The following is a 16,899-nucleotide window of genomic DNA, read 5'->3' as shown; positions in this document are numbered from 1 at the left end:
CCGGGATCCCGCCCGCCTCGTGATCGGTCACCCCTCAGCGCTTCCGGGCCAGTCGCCGCTTGACGGCGCGCGCGCGCGCGAACAGACCTCGGATGCGCGGCTGCCACTGCGGTCGGCGCAACCGAGAGAAGATCAGCGCGAAGTCCTCCAGGCTGCCCCGCCCCAGAGGGCCGAGCCGGCGCAGAAACTCGATCTGGTGCATCGTGGTGTCGGGCATCGTGCTGGAGAACTGGTCGAGGTCGTAATCGAGTGCGGTGTAGCTGGAGGCCAGGTAGTCCGTGTTCGCGATCGTGCGCGTGATGTAGCCCGACTCCCCGGCCACGTAGGAGGGCATGCGTTCGAGCACGTGCGCGAGACCGCCGTCCTGATAAGCCTCCGCGCCGCCGAAATCTTCGTACTTCCACTCGTGCGAGGTCAGCAGAGTGAGCGCCTCGGGTCGGGCGACGTACATCGAACCGTACGGTGCGAGCGGTGAGGTCTCGTCGACGGGCACGCGCACGCCGAGACGCTCGGCCATCTCGACGAAGCCCGGGCGGTTGGCCCACCACGCGTGGCCGACGGTGCCGTACCCCAGATGCACCATCGGCGGATATGCAAGGCCCAGCCACGGTTCACGCTGGAAGAGAGCGACGACACTTGCGACATAGTCGGGAGAGCGCAACAGATTGTCAAACTGTTGGCTCTGAAAATGGGCGCCCGCGTTGGCCGCGTCCTGGAGCGTGCGCTTGGAGTGGACCTTGACGACGAGGTCGTAGCCGCCGTCGACAAGGACGTCTCGGCATTCGATCAGGAAGGCGCTCTGGTCGCGCCCGTCGTTGGACCCGACGACCCGCACCTCGGCGCTTCCGCGTAGCGCGCGCCCGTCGAGCACTCCGCGGATCCGCTCGGCCTTGTCCTCGCTACTCGTGGTCACCACGAGGTCATACGCGCCGGGGAGGTAGTCGAGGCGGTCGAGGATCTCGGTCGTCATCTCGTCGTAGAAGATATGGGCGATCGCGACGATGCGGAGCCGCTGCTCGGGGCGATACCCGGTCCCCGTGTCGCCGATCGCCTCAAGCAGCGCGGCGTCCGCGTTGAGCGTGTGCGGCTCCACGTTCCGCGCGAGGTCGGTGTAGACGAGTCTCATCGGATAGCCATGCCGCTCGGCGGCATCCAGCGCCCAGCGCCCGATGACGCCCAGGTGGTCGAGGTACGGCGGCCACTGGAAGAAGGCTCTGCGCTTGAGCGTCGGGCAGCCCTGCTCGATGAGCTTCTCGGCGTACAGCACCGAGTGATTCTCGACGCGATCGGTCAGTCCGGGGAACGCGACCTCGCCGACGAAGCCCAGCGACGAAAGCCACTCCGTGAAGGTGGCTTCGTGCAGCGCCACGGCGTCCTCGTATCCCGGCAGCGGGGGGAGGTCTCGCCAGTACGCCTGCCACTGCTCGGACAGGAAGAGCTCCCGACGCACGGCAAGCCAGTACGACTGCAGGTGATAGGGCAGATATCCGGTGCGCGTGAACGGGTTCGGCTCGACCCGCGGATGGTCGGTCATGCCCCAGAAGTGCAGCGGCTGCGCGTCCATCTGCTCGAACACGGGACCGAAGGGACGCACCGGCCCGAACCAGGTGTCGTTGGCGAGGATGATCTCGTCGTACTCTTCGAGCCGCGCGGCGGCGGTGTCCAGGCCCGTCTTGTATCCCCAGATGTCATATCCGGTGTTGGCGCGCTCGACGATTTCGTCGGCGACCGGGTCCAGCGCGGCACGCCCCTGGTCGGTGAGCTGCCCGTTGACGACGACGAGGATGTGCTCGCAATGAGCGCGCAGGCTGGTCAGCGCGTAGGGAATGTACTCCTCGACGTCGCCGCGGCGGTCGTAGACGACGTAGATGAGCAACCGTCGTCCACCCTCGGGGAAGCCGGCGGCCGAACGCGGATTGGTGACGATGAGTTCTGTAGTCTTCATGCTTGCCGCTCTTCCCGCAACGCCCGAATCGCGCGACGTGCCGCGGCGCGGGCTCGCAGACCGCGCACACGCAGGTAGCCGCGCTCGGCCAGGGACATCGCCGGCAGCAGCGCAGCCGAAAGACGCGGGTGGTTGCCACGCAGGTACATCCGAGACAGCCCGACGGGGCCACCACGTCCGGTCGGGCCGAGGCGGTGCATCAACGTGATCTGGTCAACGGGGTAACCGGTCGATGTCGAAGTGAGCTGATCGGCCTTGAACTCGATCGCAGTGTGGCTGATCGCCGCGTGCTCCGCCGTGAGCACCGTGCGCGCGTGGAAACCGTCCTCTGCAGCGGATGCAACGACGATTCTCTCCTGGATGCGTGCGAGCGCCCTCGACTTCTTATAGTCCCCGTACGTCCATCCCGCGGCGGCCAGGCGCCGCAGCGCCGCCGGGCGAGCGATCCACGTTGCGCCGAAAGGCGCGAGCGGCGAGATGAGGTCGAACGGGACACGGATGCCGAGCCTCTCGGCCAGCCGCAGCGTCTCGCCGCGGTAGGGACCCCAGCCGCGCCCCATCGTCGCATATCCGATGTGGATCATCGGCGGGAAGACGATGCCGAGTCCCGGCTCCCGTTCGAACAGCTGCAGGAGGTTGGCAACGTGTGCGCGCGACCCGAGTACGTTGTCCCACTGGTAGCGACGGAAGTAGTGCCGCACGTTTGCCGTCTTCGCCCGTTTGCGGCGGACATGGATCTTGACGATGAGGTCGTAATGGTCGCCGGCGATCACGTCGCGGCATCCGACGAAGAAGTCGCCCATGTCGCCGCCACCCCCGGTGGGAGTCACCCGGATATCCACCGTACGTGCTCCCAAAGACTCGCGGGATCCGAGTGACGAGCGCAGTCGCGCCGCCTTCACACCGTCGGTGGTCGTGACGAAGAGGTCATACCCGGCCGGCACGTTCTCGACGTAATCCAGCAGTTCGTCGGCCAGAGCGACGTCCGAGATGTACGCGACCACCGCGATGCGCCCGGACGGCGCAACGGCCTCGTGCTGCTCGGGGAAGATCTCGAGCATCGCGGCGTTGGTGTTGAGCGCCTTCGCCGGCACCGTGCGCGCCAGATGCGGCCACATCGCCGACGGCGGGTAGCCGGTCTTCTCCACGGCAGCGACGATCTCTCGACCGAGGATGGCGTGCTGCTGCAGGAACGGTGGGTAAAGAGAGAACGGGAGGACGCTCAGCACAGGGCATCCTGCCGCCAGCAACCGGACCGGGCAGTACAGCGCGGGGTTCCCGTAGGGGAAGTCCGCGCTGCGGAAGGCGAAGTCGACACGGTGGCCGGCCTCCGTCAGATGACGGGCAAACTCGACCTCTCCGGCGGGCGTGGCCGGTTGATCTGCCGCCCAGTACTGGCGCCACGCGGCCGAGTCCAGCACTTCCCGCCGCACGACCGTCCAGCTCCACGGCAGCCGGGGCGCCGGGAACCCCTGCGCCGTGAAGTCGCGGGGAGCGCCGTCGCGGTTCTCGACCATCTGCCATGCCCCCGCCGACGTTCGACCCATCCGGTCGAGAACGGGGGCGATGTCGGCAACCGGACCGAACCAGCAGTCCCCCGTCAGCAGCAGTTCGTCGGCTGAGGCGATGTCCGCACGCAGGGCACGGATCGCCTGCGCGTAGCAACCCGGCGTGAAGTCACTGCTTGTCGCAGTGAAGACGTGGTCGGCGAGCGCTCCAAGTCCCCGACGAGTGCGCTCGCCGACACCCGACGTCGTGACAACGGCGAGGGACCGCACGGACGGACGTAGCGCCGCCAAGGCGATGCGGACGTGCTCCGGGACGTCATCACCGCCACGCGTGACGACGTAGACGGCGACGCGCTGCACAGCGAAATCCGTCTCGTCGTGGGTGCCGCTAACTTCTTCGCTGCCCGCCATATATCCCTATTGCTCCTGTGACCATCGCACGGCACACGCTCACCGAGCGTCCGCCGCCGACGACGTCAGCGCGCGCCCTGCTGAAGCGCCTTCAGGAGGTACTGCCCGTATCCGCTCTTCACGAGCGGCTCGGCGCGAGCCCGCAACTCGTCGTCGGAGAGGAAGCCCATCCGCCACGCCACCTCTTCCGGACACCCGATGGACAGCCCCTGCCGCTTCTCCACCGTACGGATGAAGTCTGTGGCCTCGCTGAGCGAGTCAAAAGTGCCCGTGTCGAGCCACGCCGTGCCGCGCGGAAGCAGCTCGACCCTCAGATCCCCACGCGCGAGATATTCCTTGTTGACGTCGGTGATCTCCAGTTCCCCACGCGCAGACGGCTTCAACCCCTTCGCGATCTCGACGACGTCATTGTCGTAGAAATAGAGGCCGGGCACGGCATAGTTGCTCTTCGGCACCGCCGGCTTCTCCTCGAGAGACACCACCCGACCGGACTCGTCGAACTCCACGACGCCGTAGGCGGATGCGTCATCAACCCAATACCCGAATACGACCCCTCCGGTCAGGTCGTTGTACTGCCGCAGCCGCGTCCCCATCCCCTGGCCGTAGAAAATGTTGTCGCCGAGGACGAGCGCGGCCGTATCCGAGCCGATGTGCTCCTCCCCCAGGACGAAGGCCTGCGCGAGACCATCCGGGGAGGGCTGGGCCTTGTAGGTCAGGGACACGCCGAACCGGGAGCCATCGCCCAGCAACGACGTGAACTGATCGGCATCCTTTGGCGTGGTGATGACGAGAATGTCGCGGATGCCAGCGAGAATGAGCGTCGCCAGCGGGTAGTAGATCATGGGCTTGTCGTACACCGGCACGAGCTGCTTCGAGACGCCGAGCGTGATCGGGTGGAGTCGGGAGCCGGTGCCTCCCGCGAGAATGATTCCGCGCATGATGTCAAGTCTTTCATTGCGCACCGCCGCCGTCCAAGTTTCCCGGGTCGCGGACGCGTGCGACAATCGATGGGCTCGTCTCCAGAGCCGCGTCCGCCCGCACCGTCCCGGAAGAGGGCCCATCATGAGTTCCGTCGTGTCCGAAAATCGGCCATGGTCCCGGTTGGCGTCAGGGAGCACCGGCGTGCTTCTGACGGCCCTGATCGGCGTCGCGGCGGCAGCAACGGCCTTTTTCCGCCTCTCTCCCACGGCCCGAGGGACGGTGTGGGCCGAGGACGGCGCACTGTTCCTGTTCCGCGCCGCACATCCCGAGCAACTGACCGCCTGGATCTTCACACCCTACGACGGCTACACGCACGCGTTACCGCAGTTGATCGGCGTCACGATCTGGGCTCTCGTGCCGATCGCCTGGATAGGCATCGCGACAACCGTGGCGGCATGCGCGGTAACGGGAGCCGTGGCCGCAGGCGTGTTCGCGTTCACCTCTCGATGGAACCTCAACCTCGCGGGACGCCTCTTCCTCGCAGCGACCACCGTGCTCGTCCCCGACCTCACCTTCGAGGTTCTCGGGAACCTGGCCAATCTGCACTGGTTCCTGCTCTGGCTGACCCCGTTCGTCCTGCTCACCCGTGCGCGCACGTGGTCTGGTGCAGTCGGTCTCGCCTTCCTCATGTTCGTCATCGGGACGTCGGAGATCCAATCGTTTCTGTTTGCGCCGCTGCTGCTGTGGCATCTTCGAGACCGCCGACGCTGGCCGATCGTGGGCGGCGTCCTCGCGGCGGGCGTGATCCAGGCTCTCGCACTCCTCGGGGGCAGTCGCGATCGCGGGAGCCGGCCCTCGATCTCCTCGACGATCGACGGCTATTTCCTGCAGGTGCCTCTCACCGGCCTCGCCGGGACGGGCCAGGGGGCATCCGGCCTCGTCGCGCACTCCGGCTGGCCGATCGCCTACGCCGCCGCGGTGCCGTTCATCGTGTGCGGCGTGTGGTTCGCGTGGCGCTCGCACCGGCGAGCGGCACTCGTAGCGTTGATCGTCATCGCGTCGGGGACGCTGTGGGTCGCCGGGTTCGCCGTCAACTACGCCGACTCCTGGAACTATTCGCACATGGACGCATCGCAACTTGCCGCAGGCATCGCGCAACTGCGTTACGCCGTCGTTCCGACGATGCTCCTCTTCGCATTGGTGGGGCTCGCGATCGGTGGGGACCGCCCACGTCGCGAACGCCGTGGGCCGTCCCCTCAGGCTGTGGGCGTGCTCGTGATCGCCGTCTGCACGCTGCTGGCGTCATTCACCGTGTCCAACGGCGGCGCACGCGCGCAGGGTCCGACCTGGCGCGATGCCGTACGCACCGCGGCGGAAACCTGCGGCACGGACGGATCGGCGGTGGTGCAGGTGATGATCGCCCCCGCGGGCTGGATAGTGGGACTGCCCTGTGACAGCGTGACCCGCTGACCGCCGGACCTTTCCGCCTCGGTATCCTGGACGAATGCGCAAACTGCTCGTCACCGGCGGCGCCGGCTTCATCGGCTCGAACTTCGTGCACCACGTCATCGAGCACACCGACGACCACGTCACGGTGCTCGACAGTCTCACCTACGCGGGCAACCTGGCCTCGCTCGAGGGACTGCCGGCCGACCGCTTCACGTTCGTCCAGGGCGACATCGCCGACCCCGAGATCGTCGACACGCTCTTCGCCGGCACGGATGCCGTCATCCACTACGCCGCCGAGTCGCACAACGACAACTCGCTCAACGACCCGCGGCCCTTCCTGGACACCAACATCATCGGCACCTACACGCTGCTCGAAGCCGCGCGCCGGCACGGCACGCGGCTGCACCACATCTCCACCGACGAGGTCTACGGCGACCTGGAGCTCGACGACCCGGAGCGGTTCACCGAGAACACCCCGTACAACCCGTCGTCGCCGTACTCGTCGACCAAGGCGGGCAGCGACCTGCTCGTGCGCGCGTGGGTGCGCTCATTCGGGGTGCAGGCGACGATCAGCAACTGCTCGAACAACTACGGGCCGTACCAGCACGTCGAGAAGTTCATCCCGCGCCAGATCACGAACGTGATCCGCGGCATCCGTCCCAAGCTCTACGGCGCGGGCGAGAACGTCCGCGACTGGATCCACGCCGACGACCACTCCTCCGCCGTGCTGACGATCCTGGAGAAGGGCCGCATCGGCGAGACCTACCTCATCGGCGCCGACGGCGAGAAGGACAACAAGACCGTCGTCGAGCTGATCCTGACCCTCATGGGACAGGATGCCGACGCCTACGACCACGTCACCGATCGCGCCGGGCACGACCTGCGCTACGCGATCGACTCCACCAAGCTGCGCACCGAGCTCGGCTGGCAGCCGCAGTACCGCGACTTCGAGGCGGGCCTTGCCGCCACGATCGACTGGTACCGTGCCAACGAAAACTGGTGGGCGCCCGCGAAAGACGGCGTCGAGGCGTTCTACGCCAGCAAGGGACAGTAGTGACCGAGTACAGCAAGCCCCTCGCCGCGCACGAGACGACGATCCCGGGGCTCGTCGTGTTCGACCTGCCCGTGCACGGCGACGCCCGCGGCTGGTTCAAGGAGAACTGGCAGCGCGAGAAGATGACCGCGCTGGGCCTGCCCGACTTCGGGCCGGTGCAGAACAACATCTCGTTCAACGATGCCGTCGGCACGACCCGCGGCATCCATGCCGAACCGTGGGACAAATGGGTCTCCGTCGCGACCGGCCGCATCTTCGGCGCCTGGGTAGACCTGCGCGAGGGGCCATCGTTCGGCGCCGTCTACACGACCGAGCTCGACCCGTCGAAGGCGATCTTCGTGCCGCGCGGCGTCGGCAACTCGTACCAGACGCTGGAGCCCGACACGGCGTACACGTACCTCGTCAACGACCACTGGTCGCCGACGGCGGAGTACTCGTTCCTGAACCTCGCGGACGAGACCGCCGCGATCGACTGGCCGATCCCGCTGTCCGACGTGGAGATCTCTCCGAAGGATCTCGCCCACCCGCGTCTGGCCGGCGTCGTGCCGATCCCGCCGCGCAAGATCCTCGTGGTCGGCGCGAATGGGCAGCTCGGCCGCGCGCTGCGCGCCTCTTACGGCGATGCCCCGCACGTCGAGTACGCGACCCGCGACGACCTGGACCTCGCGTCGCCCGACCTGACCGCGGCGCGCCGCTGGCGCGACTACGGCACGATCATCAACGCCGCCGCCTACACGAAGGTCGACCTCGCCGAGACCGCCGACGGACGCCGCGACGCGTGGGCGGCCAACGTCACCGGGGTCGCCGCGCTGGCGCGCGTCGCGACGGAGAACGGCATCACGCTCGTGCACGTGTCCAGCGACTACGTCTTCGACGGCTCGCTCGACCGCCCGTACCGCGAGGACGACCCGGTCTGCCCGCTGGGCGTCTACGGCCAGACGAAGGCCGCGGGGGATGCCGTGGTCGCCACGACAGCGCGCCACTACATCGTGCGCACCTCGTGGGTCATCGGCGACGGCAACAACTTCGTGCGCACCATGGCCTCGCTCGCTGAACGCGGCATCGACCCGAAGGTGGTCGACGACCAGGTCGGGCGTCTGACCTTCACCGACGACATCGCCCGCGGCATCCGTCACCTGCTCGAATCCGGCGCGGCGTACGGGACGTACAACCTCACCGGCTCCGGCGATCCGCAATCGTGGGCCGACATCGCCCGGCGCGTGTTCGCGCTGACCGGCCACGATCCGGCGCGCGTGACGGGGGTGTCGACGGACGAGTACTTCGCGTCGGCATCCGGCCCGATCGCGCCGCGGCCGCGGGGTAGCGTCCTCGACCTCGGAAGGCTCGTCGATACGGGCGGCCTCACGCGTACGGCGGACGAGGCACTGGCGCGCTACCTGGGATGACCACCGCCGCACTGTGAACGGGGCTCGGCGGCATCCTTATTCGTCACCCCCGGCAACACGATCCGCAACCGCACCGCCGGCACCACCCCGGGTCTGCACAGCTTCTTCTCGTAGACTTTGCTGGGCGGCGAACGCGACCGACGTTCTGGTGTGCCCGAGAGACAGGTCAGGAGCACCCCGCATGGACTTAACGGTCGTCGTCCCCACGTTCAACGAATCGATGAACGTCGAGGAACTGGTCAGGCGCCTCTCCGGCGCGACAGCCGGCATCGACGCCGAGGTGATCTTCGTGGACGACTCCACGGATGACACGCCCGAGGTTATCCGTCGAGTGGCGGCGGTATCGAAGATGCCCGTGCGGCTCATCCATCGCGAAAAACCGTCCGGCGGGCTCGGTGGCGCCGTCCTGGAGGGGTTTCGCAGCGCATCCGCGGATGTGTGCCTCGTCATGGACGGCGATCTGCAGCATCCACCCGAGGACGTCCCCGTACTGTTCCGCCGCTTCCAGGAGGGCGGGGCCGACGTCGTCGTTGCGTCCCGCTACACGGGCGAGGGTACCGCGCACGGTCTGTCCGGCGCGATCCGCACGCTCGTCTCGCGGGCATCGACCCTCGTGACCAAGGCGATGTTCCCCATCCGGCTGCGGGCGTGTTCGGATCCGATGACCGGCTTTTTTCTGGTCGACCGGCGAGCGATAGCGCTCGAGACCTTGCAACCGCGCGGATTCAAGATCCTCCTCGAAATCCTCGCGAGGCAATCGCTGCGGGTCGCCGAAGTGCCCTTCCATTTCGCGGAGAGATACGCGGGCGCCTCGAAGGCGTCGCTGCGGCAGGGCATCAACTTCCTCAGCCAGCTCGCTGCGCTCCGCTTCGGAAAGATGTCGGCATTCGCTCTGATCGGCGCATTGGGGGCCATCGCCAACATCGGCATCGTCTGGGCGTTGAGCGCGCTCGGACTGGACTACATCTGGGCCGCGATCATCGCCGCGGAAGTCACAATCATCGCGAACTTCCTTCTGATCGAGCACTTCGTCTTCCGCGAGATGCGCGATCAGGCCAGCGGGGCTTGGGTGCGATTCGCGAAGTCTTTCGCGTTCAACAACACGGAAGCAGTGATCCGGATCCCGGTGATGGCGCTCATGGTAGAGAACTGGCATATGTCGAGCGTGTTCGCCACCGCGCTGACTCTCATCGTCGCGTTCTTCGCACGGTTCGTGTTCCACTCGCTGATCGTGTACGCGCCGCGCAAGGAGCTCGCTCCGAACCTGGAGCGGATCGTCTCCGATCTCGATGACGAGCTCACCGTCCCCGGCGAACTGTGACACCACCGCACGATCAGCGTCATCACGGCACCGTGACGACCCCGCACCCGAGGAGCGTATTGGCGCCGGGTACGGTGTTGATCCCGTACGCGCAGACCGTGTGTTGACCTGACGTCGCGACGACCGTCGCCGAGAATCCGTGCAGCGAACCATACCCCGGGTACGCCGCGGCCACGTCCGGTCGGGACTCGTCAGCCGTCAGAGACACGCCGTTGCCATCGACGTAGAGGTGGACGGCGATGGACTGCGCGACGTCCGGGTCGATCGCCCAGCCCTTCACCTGGATCTTCCCCGAGATCTGCCCCGAGGACGTCGTTGCGACATCGAGGCTGCCGACCGGCGCGCGCCCCATCTCGAGCGGCGACATCTTCGCGGATACGGTCCGGCACCCGAGGGTCGTGTTCGTCCCTCCATTGCTGTCGATCGCGTATACGCACACCGATGACGTTCCCGCGGGTACGGTCACCGTCGCGGTGTAGCCGTGCGCTCCGCCGTACGCAGGATAGGCGCTCGCGATGTCCGTTCGCAGCTGATCTGCGGTCGTCGAGGTCCCCCGTGAGCCGACGTAGACGTGGACTTGCGTCGAACCGGTGGTGTCGGGGTCGAGCGCCCACCCCTTGAGCGTGACCTGCTGCCCGTTTACCGAGACGTCATCCAGCGATCCCCGGGGCGCCGTCTGGGCGTTCCCGTCGCCGGGGAAGAGGGTTCTGACACAGCGGAACGTGACGTTCGATCCTGCGCCGACGTTGATGCCGTACACGCAGACGGTGTGCTCGCCTGCCGACACGGGGATCGTAGCGGAGAAACCATGCGCCGCACCATAGACGGGATACTGGACGGCGACGTCGGGTCGAGCATTGTAGGCGTCGATGATCCGCCCGACGCCGTCAACGTAGACATGCACGTGACCCGACGCCGTGGTATCGGGATCAATCAGCCAGCCAGTGATCGAAACGCCGCCCTTGACGTATGCGAAGCTGTCCAGGTTGCCGACGGGCGACCCACTCATCGCGGTGAGCGTCTTGCACCCCAACAGGCGATTCGAGCCGGCACCGGTGTTGATCCCGTACGCGCACACGGTCGCGTCCCCGGCGCCGGTCGCCGCGATTGTGGCGTCGAAGCCGTGCGCGGCGCCGTATGTGGGATAGGCCGTACCGACATCGGCGCGCGCACTGCTGGCCGTCACAGCGGTGCCCGTCGTTCCGACGTAGAGATGGACCGCGATCGGCGCCGCCGTGTCGGGGTCGATCGCCCAACCCGTGACGTGGAAAACGCCTGGCGCGGCCTCGACCGCGTCGAGGTAACCGAAGGGCGAGCTCGCAGAGTCCGAGTACTGGGTAGAGCCGAACCAGGCCGTGTAGTAGCTGTAAAAGTTGCGATTGCCGTAGCTGGAGCAACTATCTCCCAGAGAGAACCCCGCCGCGAGCGCGGCCGCATTCGGCTGGTACGGGGTGTAGTTGTACAGGGCGGCGGTCGCATAGTTCTGGATGTTGAGGTACGTGCCGCCGCAGCTGGTCGAGGGGTTGTAGCCGATCCAGTTGCGACCGGGCTGCTTGCCGAAGGCGGTCGCCTTGTACTTCTTGAGCTGCTCGGTGCCCTTGTAGATCTGCAGCACCGGTCCGGCGACGGTGGAATCGCAGCTGCCCGTGTCGGGACAGTCGTGGCCCATCGCGGCCAGCAGGTTCCAGTCACTCGGCGCCTTGCTCGTCGTGAGCCCCTGCTCTTTCTGAAGGGTCACCAGAATCACTTTGGCCGAGATGCCGCATGCGACCTGAACGCGATAGATCCATTCCGAGATCAGCATGTTCCCGCCGGCGATTGCGGAGCACACGAGGTTTCCTGTCGTCTGCGAGTAGTAGGCATCTTTCGTGACGCCGTCGACCCGCAACACGTTGAGGCACTTGCCGTTCGTGCACGTGCCGATCTTCGCGTCGAGGAAGGCCTGGATCTCGGCCGACGTCATCGCCAGCGAGTCGTAGAACAACGAGTCGTTGATGATGTTCTCGGGGTCGAACCCCACGACGGCGGCGGCCTTGACGATGCCGGAGTCGACCGCCGCATCCACGGGCGCGGCGGTCGCCGCGGGGGCGCTCAGACCGGCGAACAGAACGGCGCAGACGGCGATGGCCGCTGCGAGGACACGGGGGCGCCGGGGGGAATGGCGTCGGGTACGCATGTGTCCATTGTTACTGAAGTTGCCTCCCGTTACCAGCGAGACGTCAAAATCACTGTGAAGACACGCCGTTTCCCGGTCGCATTCAGGTTGCCTCACAGGTCGGCGTGGAGCTGCCAGACCCGCTCCGCCGAGCTCAGCCACGAGAACGCCCGGCCTCGGTCGCCGGCGAGCACGGCGTAGCGCTCCACGGCCGCCGTCGAGGCCAGGACGTCGGCGAGCGCGCCGGCGAGCGCATCCGCGGACTCACCCGCACCGCGCTCGGCGGCCGGGCGGCTCGCGTCGGCATCCGTTCCGCCCACGAGCAGGCCGCCGTCGATGACGACGTCGCGGTGCGAGGTCGTGTCGGCGGCGATCACCGGCACGCCGACAGCGAGGGCCTCGACGACCCGCCACGGGAATGCCGTCCGGGTCGCGGGGGCGAGGAAGGCCACCGCGCCGCCGAAGACCGCCGCACGATCCGCATCCTCCAGCGCGCCGCGCACGTGTACGCGCCCCTCACCGAGACCCGCCGCGGCGGCGAGCTCCACGACAGCCGGCTCGTCACCGTCCGGCGCATCGAGCACGACGACCGGCAGATCCGCACCCGCCCGGGCGATCGCCGCGAACGCGTCGACCAGCCGCGCCGACCCTGCCGAGGAACCGGCGACGAGAAGGAAGCCGTCCGGCACGCCGAGCGCCCGGCGCCGACCGACCTCGTCCGTCGGCACGGCGAACCCCGCCGGCGCGGCGCCCGCGATCACGCGGATCCGGTCGCCCAGCGCCGCGGTCGCGCTCGTGAGGCCGGTCAGACGCTCCGCGAAACCGTGCGTCGGGACGACGACGGCATCCGCATAGCGCACCGCGCGCTTGAGCATCGCCCGCTGCCACGCGACCGCCGTGCGGCCGAGCTCGGCGGGGTGCTCCCACGCCGTGAGATCCCACAGCGTCACGACCGTCTGGTCGTGGTCGTGCACCCGGTCGTGCTTGACGAGGGGCGCGAGCAGCGTCGGCGAGTGGATCATGCCGCCGCCCACGCCCGAGACGACGCCCAGCTGCCACGCGGCGGCCAGTTCACGCCGCGCCAGCGACGTGCGCGTCAGGTCGGCGAGCCCCGGCGCGGCGCTCTCGACGAGGCCCGCGGCATCCGCGACGGCCGGCACGATCGCCGCGACCTCGCACCCGGCGGGCGCCGTCGCGACGAGCGCCCGGGTCAGTTCGCGCGACGCCGTCGCGAGGTCGGCGTCGGTCTGCGCGACCACCTGGTCGAGCACGACCCGCAGCGTCGCCGGCACGCTGTGCCCTCAGCCCTCGGGAGTCGGGGTCGGCGACGGCGGATACAGCGCCTGCTGGATGAGCTCCCTCACGTGCGCGTACGCCTCGGCGCTCGGCTCGTCGGTGTCGATGCCGGCGCCATCGGGGGTGAGCTCGAGGGTCTGCACCGGCTGCTCCTTCGCCTTGGCCGCGAGCTCCACGAGGAACGGCAGCAGGGAGGCCGGGATGTCGGTCTGCACGAGATCCTCGCCCGCCGCGGCCACCTGCTGGAAGCGGGTCAGCACGTTGGCGGGGTTCGCCTGCGCGAGAATCGCCTCCTGCAGCTCGCGCTGCCGCCGCATCCGGTCCCAGTCGCTCGTCGTGTACCGCGAACGCGCGTACCACTGCGCGGTGTCGCCGTCCATGTGCTGCGCGCCCACCTCGATCCAGCCGGTCGCCCAGTCCTCGACGGGCTGGCCGTCGTATGCCGGCCCCCCGCCCTCCGGCAGCCGCTCCTGCACCGTGATGTCGACGCCACCGAGCGCGTCGACGATGTCGGCGAAGCCCTTCATGTCGACGAAGACGTAGTACGGGATCTCGATGCCGAGGATGCCCTCGGCGGCATCCTTGGTCGCCTCGATCGCGGGCGTCGAGCCGTTTGCGGCGGCATCCGGATACAGATCGGTGCCACCGCCGTCGCGACAGATCTCGACCGCGTTCATCAGCTGGTTGATCCCCGGACCCCATCCGCACGTGGCGGACACGTACCCCTGCAGCCCGTCGGGATACAGGTCGTGCATCGGCCCCTCGGAGAACGGCACGTGGGCGAGATCGCGCGGGATGCCGGTGATGTGCACCGCGCCCGTCTCGGCGTTGACCGACACCACCGAGATGCTGTCGAAGCGCATCGAGTCGCGGCCGAGGCCGCTGTCGGCGCCCAGCAGCAGGAAGTTGTAGTAGCCGTTGGACGGCGGCACGCTCGGGCCGCTGTTGCCGAAGATCGCCGCGATCGCCTCGCGCGCCGGGGCGAGCAGCTGCTGCGCGGCGTAGGCGGCCCCGCCGCTGCCGAGCACGAGACCGACGATCGCGGCGACGGCGACGGCCGGCCGCGCGCCCGGGCGCGTCTTGACGAGGCGCACGAGGCGCAGCGTGTCGACCGTCAGCACGACCCACAGCACGGCGTAGGCCAGCAGCAGGATCTGCGCGACGAGGAGGAAGACGACGTTCGTGCCGAGGGTGATCAGCAGGCCCGGCCACACGAGCGCGGCGACGGCGGCCAGCACGACCAGCGTCCACAGCGTCAGCGTCGCCGCCAGCCCGAAGCGCCCGAGGCGGCGGTTGCCCGACAGCGTCTGCGCCGAACCCGGCACGAGGAAGTTCATCGCGACGAGCCACCAGGCGCGGCGCGTCATCACCTGCGCAGACCGGGTGTCGGGGCGGCGCAGCGGCTGGTCGCCGAGCACCGGCGACTCGGTCGTCGTCTGGGTCTTCGCCGTCGGCCGGGGGGGCGCGCTCACGCTCACAGCGACTCCTTCAACCGGCGGTTCTTCTCTTCGACCTGCTCTTCGAGGGCGCGCGCGTACTGCTCGACGCGGTCGGCGAGGCGAACGTCGCTCGTACCGAGGATGCGGGCCGCGAGCAGGCCGGCATTTTTCGCGCCGTTGATCGACACCGTCGCGACGGGGATGCCGGCCGGCATCTGCACGATGCTCAGCAGCGAGTCGAGACCCTCGAGCGTCGCCAGCTGCACGGGCACGCCCACCACCGGCAGCGCCGTGACCGACGCGAGCATGCCGGGCAGGTGCGCGGCTCCCCCGGCACCGGCGATGATGACCTTCAGGCCCCGCCCGCGCGCTTCACGCCCGTAGCGCAGCAGCTTGTCGGGCGTGCGGTGCGCGGAGACGACCTCGACCTCGTGCGCGATCGTGAACTCGCTCAGCAGTTGCGACGCATCGCTCATGACGCGCCAGTCGGAGTCGGAGCCCATCACGACCCCCACGAGGGGCGATGCCGAGGAGTGCAGAGGCCGGGTCACCCGTCAAGGCTAGGCCGCGCGCCTGAAAGATCCCCGGAGCGCCACACCCTGCGGCGGTTGCCGGGCGGCATCGTCCGATGCTCGAGTTGACCCGTGCGCGGCCGCGCAGAGCGCACGCGGATTCGCCCCGCGAGCCCGTCGCGGGGCGCCCATCCGGGACGTTGAGCGAGCGGCGCAGCCGCGAGACGAAACGCCCCGAGCCTTCCGGCGCTCAGTCGGTGAAGAAGGCGGCGGCGGCGCGGGCCTCGTAGGCCACGGCATCCAGGTCGGCACCGGCGGCGGTGACGTGACCGACCTTGCGGCCCGGCCGCGGCGCCTTGCCGTACGTGTGCACCTTGACCGCGGGGTGCGCGGCGAGCGCCGCCGGCCAGCGCTGCTCGAGCCCGCCCTCGGCCGGCCCGCCGAGGATGTTGACCATCACGGCCCAGGGCTGACGGGGCGTCGGTTCGCCCAGCGGCAGGTCGAGCACCGCGCGCAGGTGCTGCTCGAACTGCGAGGTCACGGCGCCGTCCTGGCTCCAGTGCCCGCTGTTGTGCGGCCGCATCGCCAGCTCGTTGACGAGCAGCCGCTCATCGGTGGTCTCGAACAGCTCGACGGCGAGCATCCCGGTGACGCCGAGGCCTTCGGCGATCGTCGCGCCGATCTGCTCGGCCACCTCGGCCAGCCGCACCGTGCCGTGCGGAGCCGGAGCGATGACCTCGGCGCAGACCCCGCCGCGCTGCACCGTCTCGACGACGGGGTAGGCGACGAGCTCGCCCGACGGGCGCCGGGCGATCTGCTGCGCGAGTTCGCGCGTGAAGTCGACGAGCTCCTCGACCAGCAGCGCCCCGCCATCGAGCCAGTCGGCGACCTCGGCCGGGTCGGACACGACGCGCACGCCCTTGCCGTCGTAGCCGCCGCGGGGCGTCTTCACGACGGCGCGCCCGCCGTGGTCGTCGAGGAATGCCCGCAGGTCACCGGCATCCGTCACCGCCGCCCAGTCGGGCTGGGGCAGGCCGAGCTCGGCCAGGCGCCCGCGCATGAGCAGCTTGTCCTGCGCGTACTGCAGCGCGTCGGGGCCGGGGTGCACCCGGATGCCGTCGGCAACGAGCGCGCGCAGCACCTCCTGCGGCACGTGCTCGTGGTCGAAGGTGAGCACGTCGAGCCCCTGCGCGAACGCCCGGACGGTGTCGAGGTCGCGATAGTCGCCGACGGCGGATGCCGCGAGGGCTGCGGACATGGCGGGCTCCTCGGCGAGCACCTGGATCTCGATGCCCAGCTCGACCGCCGGCGCGATCATCATCCGGGCCAGCTGCCCGCCCCCGACGACTCCGACCCGCAGCGCCATGTGCTCCCCTTCGCGTTTGCTTCCGGCATCCATCATCCCCCACCTCCTCCCCCTCCGCGAAACCTCACAAATGTCTCGATCTGCGGCCCATTTCGCCGCGAAACCCGACATTTGCG

Annotated in this window: 12 protein-coding genes; 4 read left to right on the top strand and 8 right to left on the bottom strand. The window is 68.7% G+C overall.

The genetic code is table 11. The features are described 5' to 3' along the window. Positions 1–34: 34 nt before the first annotated feature. The 3 genes from QM720_RS08645 to rfbA all read right to left on the bottom strand — a co-directional run bounded on the left by QM720_RS08645 (position 35) and on the right by rfbA (position 4,802). Positions 35–1,945: a rhamnan synthesis F family protein gene (locus tag QM720_RS08645; protein ID WP_415125707.1), complete on the bottom strand. Its 1,911-nt coding sequence runs from the start codon at positions 1,943–1,945 to the stop codon at positions 35–37. After that, positions 1,942–3,864: a rhamnan synthesis F family protein gene (locus QM720_RS08640; RefSeq protein WP_415125706.1), complete on the bottom strand. Its 1,923-nt coding sequence runs from the start codon at positions 3,862–3,864 to the stop codon at positions 1,942–1,944. Before QM720_RS08640 ends, QM720_RS08645 begins: the two co-directional genes overlap by 4 nt. 65 nt (positions 3,865–3,929) lie before the next feature. Next, on the bottom strand, positions 3,930–4,802 hold the full coding sequence (gene rfbA / locus QM720_RS08635) for a glucose-1-phosphate thymidylyltransferase RfbA (protein WP_415125705.1): 873 nt from the start codon (positions 4,800–4,802) through the stop codon (positions 3,930–3,932). 16 nt (positions 4,803–4,818) lie between these two features. On the opposite strand from rfbA, the gene QM720_RS08630 reads away from it, so the two are divergent. The 4 genes from QM720_RS08630 (at position 4,819) to QM720_RS08615 (ending at position 10,015) form a co-directional block, all read left to right on the top strand. After that, positions 4,819–6,255 carry a hypothetical protein gene (locus tag QM720_RS08630; protein ID WP_415125704.1) on the top strand — a complete coding sequence of 479 codons (1,437 nt, stop codon included), beginning with the start codon at positions 4,819–4,821 and terminating at the stop codon, positions 6,253–6,255. 34 nt (positions 6,256–6,289) lie between these two features. After that, on the top strand, positions 6,290–7,288 hold the full coding sequence (gene rfbB / locus QM720_RS08625; RefSeq protein ID WP_415125703.1) for a dTDP-glucose 4,6-dehydratase: 999 nt from the start codon (positions 6,290–6,292) through the stop codon (positions 7,286–7,288). Beyond that, positions 7,288–8,694: a sugar nucleotide-binding protein gene (locus QM720_RS08620; RefSeq protein WP_415125702.1), complete on the top strand. Its 1,407-nt coding sequence runs from the start codon at positions 7,288–7,290 to the stop codon at positions 8,692–8,694. The genes rfbB and QM720_RS08620 overlap by 1 nt, the downstream gene beginning before the upstream one ends. 181 nt (positions 8,695–8,875) lie before the next feature. Further along, positions 8,876–10,015, top strand: a complete 1,140-nt coding sequence (locus QM720_RS08615) for a glycosyltransferase (protein WP_415127860.1) — start codon at positions 8,876–8,878, stop codon at positions 10,013–10,015. 22 nt (positions 10,016–10,037) lie between these two features. Here the strand turns inward: QM720_RS08615 and QM720_RS08610 are convergent, their stop codons facing one another. The 5 genes from QM720_RS08610 to QM720_RS08590 form a co-directional block, all read right to left on the bottom strand. Further along, positions 10,038–12,332: a hypothetical protein gene (locus tag QM720_RS08610; protein ID WP_415125701.1), complete on the bottom strand. Its 2,295-nt coding sequence runs from the start codon at positions 12,330–12,332 to the stop codon at positions 10,038–10,040. Further along, positions 12,284–13,462 (bottom strand): glycosyltransferase, encoded by a 1,179-nt coding sequence (locus QM720_RS08605; RefSeq protein WP_415125700.1) that lies wholly within the window; start codon positions 13,460–13,462, stop codon positions 12,284–12,286. Before QM720_RS08605 ends, QM720_RS08610 begins: the two co-directional genes overlap by 49 nt. A 9-nt stretch (positions 13,463–13,471) precedes the next feature. Further along, positions 13,472–14,944: an LCP family protein gene (locus QM720_RS08600; RefSeq protein ID WP_415125699.1), complete on the bottom strand. Its 1,473-nt coding sequence runs from the start codon at positions 14,942–14,944 to the stop codon at positions 13,472–13,474. Continuing rightward, on the bottom strand, positions 14,941–15,408 hold the full coding sequence (gene purE / locus QM720_RS08595; RefSeq protein ID WP_415127858.1) for a 5-(carboxyamino)imidazole ribonucleotide mutase: 468 nt from the start codon (positions 15,406–15,408) through the stop codon (positions 14,941–14,943). Before purE ends, QM720_RS08600 begins: the two co-directional genes overlap by 4 nt. Before the next feature lie 259 nt (positions 15,409–15,667). After that, the gene (locus QM720_RS08590; RefSeq protein ID WP_415125698.1) at positions 15,668–16,783 is read right to left on the bottom strand and encodes a 5-(carboxyamino)imidazole ribonucleotide synthase; all 1,116 of its coding nucleotides are present in this window, start codon (positions 16,781–16,783) and stop codon (positions 15,668–15,670) included. Positions 16,784–16,899 lie beyond the last annotated feature (116 nt).

This window comes from Microbacterium sp. (assembly GCF_047602155.1).
In the GTDB taxonomy this organism is placed as follows: Bacteria; Actinomycetota; Actinomycetes; order Actinomycetales; family Microbacteriaceae; genus Microbacterium.
The sequence above is the reverse complement of the archived record's forward strand: the minus strand, read 5'-3'. Positions and strand labels throughout refer to the sequence as shown.

Bases quoted from the DNA above. Each gene is read 5' to 3' on its own strand.
- QM720_RS08645 (WP_415125707.1), bottom strand. From the start codon at position 1,945: ATGAAGACTACAGAACTCATCGTCACCAATCCGCGTTCGGCCGCCGGC.
- QM720_RS08640 (WP_415125706.1), bottom strand. From the start codon at position 3,864: ATGGCGGGCAGCGAAGAAGTTAGCGGCACCCACGACGAGACGGATTTC.
- rfbA (WP_415125705.1), bottom strand. From the start codon at position 4,802: ATGCGCGGAATCATTCTCGCGGGAGGCACCGGCTCCCGACTCCACCCG.
- rfbB (WP_415125703.1), top strand. From the start codon at position 6,290: ATGCGCAAACTGCTCGTCACCGGCGGCGCCGGCTTCATCGGCTCGAAC.
- QM720_RS08615 (WP_415127860.1), top strand. From the start codon at position 8,876: ATGGACTTAACGGTCGTCGTCCCCACGTTCAACGAATCGATGAACGTC.
- purE (WP_415127858.1), bottom strand. From the start codon at position 15,408: ATGGGCTCCGACTCCGACTGGCGCGTCATGAGCGATGCGTCGCAACTG.
- QM720_RS08590 (WP_415125698.1), bottom strand. From the start codon at position 16,783: ATGGCGCTGCGGGTCGGAGTCGTCGGGGGCGGGCAGCTGGCCCGGATG.